This window comes from Lysobacter enzymogenes (genome assembly GCF_017168095.1).
Classification (GTDB): domain Bacteria; phylum Pseudomonadota; class Gammaproteobacteria; order Xanthomonadales; family Xanthomonadaceae; genus Lysobacter; species Lysobacter enzymogenes_D.
This window is the reverse complement of the sequence record NZ_LXSD01000186.1, coordinates 1-1,038: the sequence shown is the minus strand read 5'-3', so window position 1 is coordinate 1,038 and position 1,038 is coordinate 1. Positions and strand designations below refer to the sequence as shown.

The following is a 1,038-nucleotide window of genomic DNA, read 5'->3' as shown; positions in this document are numbered from 1 at the left end:
GCCCGAGGCGGCGGCGACGCCGGGCCGCCTGCGCCAGCGCGATCCGCTCAACGCCTCCGCGCCGATGCTGGACTTGTTCGACGCGCTCGCCACCGGCGCCGGCCGGGTGGCGCTGCCGGCCGGCGGCGGCAGCGGCGTGTGGCTGGAACTGGGCCATGACTGAGGCGGCGGCGCCGCGCAACGCGCCGGTGCGCTTGCACCGCGACAACGTCGCGGTGGTGATTCCCGCGCTTAACGAAGCGCTGCGCATCCGCGAAGTGGTCAGCGGCGCGCTGGCGCAGTGCGCGCTGGTGATCGTGGTCGACGACGGCTCCGACGACGGCACCGCCGAGCGCATCGCCGACCTGCCGGCGGTGCTGCTGCGCCATCCGCAGCGCCAGGGCAAGGGCGCCAGCCTGCGCGACGGTTTCGCCGAAGCGCTGCGGCGCGGCGCGGCCGCGGTGGCGACGATGGACGGCGACGGCCAGCACGCGGCCGAGGACATCGCCCGGCTGATCGACAGCGGCAACCGCCACCCCGGCCACATCGTGATCGGCGCGCGCCTGCGCAAGCGCGCCGCGCAGCCGACCTATCGCCGCCTGGCCAACGATTTCGCCGACTGGGGCGTGGCCTGGGGCACCGGCTACCAGATCGCCGACAGCCAGAGCGGCCAGCGCCTGTACCCGGCCGAGGTGGCCGCGCTGGAGCAGGTGCCGGGCGAGGACTTCGTGTTCGAGGCGCAGATCCTGATGTCGGCCGCGCAGCGGCTGGGCACGCGCTGCGTCTCGGTGCCGATCGAGTCGCGCTACAACGTCGAAGGCGAGCAGGCCTACCGCGCCAGCCACTTCAAGCCGCTGCGCGATTTCAGCCGGATCACCTCGCACATCGTGCTGCAGTGCCTGCGCCGCGGACGGGTGGCGCAGGTCTATCGCAGCATCCGCGCCCATCCGCCGCTGATCGACGATCCCAGCGGCGAGTTCGCCGCGCCGCCCGCGCGCAAGGCGCCGGTCGCGCCGCGCTGAGCGCGACGCGACGGCCGCGCGGCGAAGCCCGCGCGCT

1 protein-coding gene is annotated in these 1,038 nt (G+C 75.0%); it reads left to right on the top strand.

The features are described 5' to 3' along the window. Nucleotides 1–155 precede the first annotated feature (155 nt). Nucleotides 156–1,001, top strand: a complete 846-nt coding sequence (locus A7A76_RS04935; protein WP_206410149.1) for a glycosyltransferase family 2 protein — start codon at nucleotides 156–158, stop codon at nucleotides 999–1,001. Nucleotides 1,002–1,038: the final 37 nt, after the last annotated feature.

Coding starts and splice junctions, on each gene's coding strand:
- A7A76_RS04935 (WP_206410149.1), top strand. CDS start 156: ATGACTGAGGCGGCGGCGCCGCGCAACGCGCCGGTGCGCTTGCACCGC.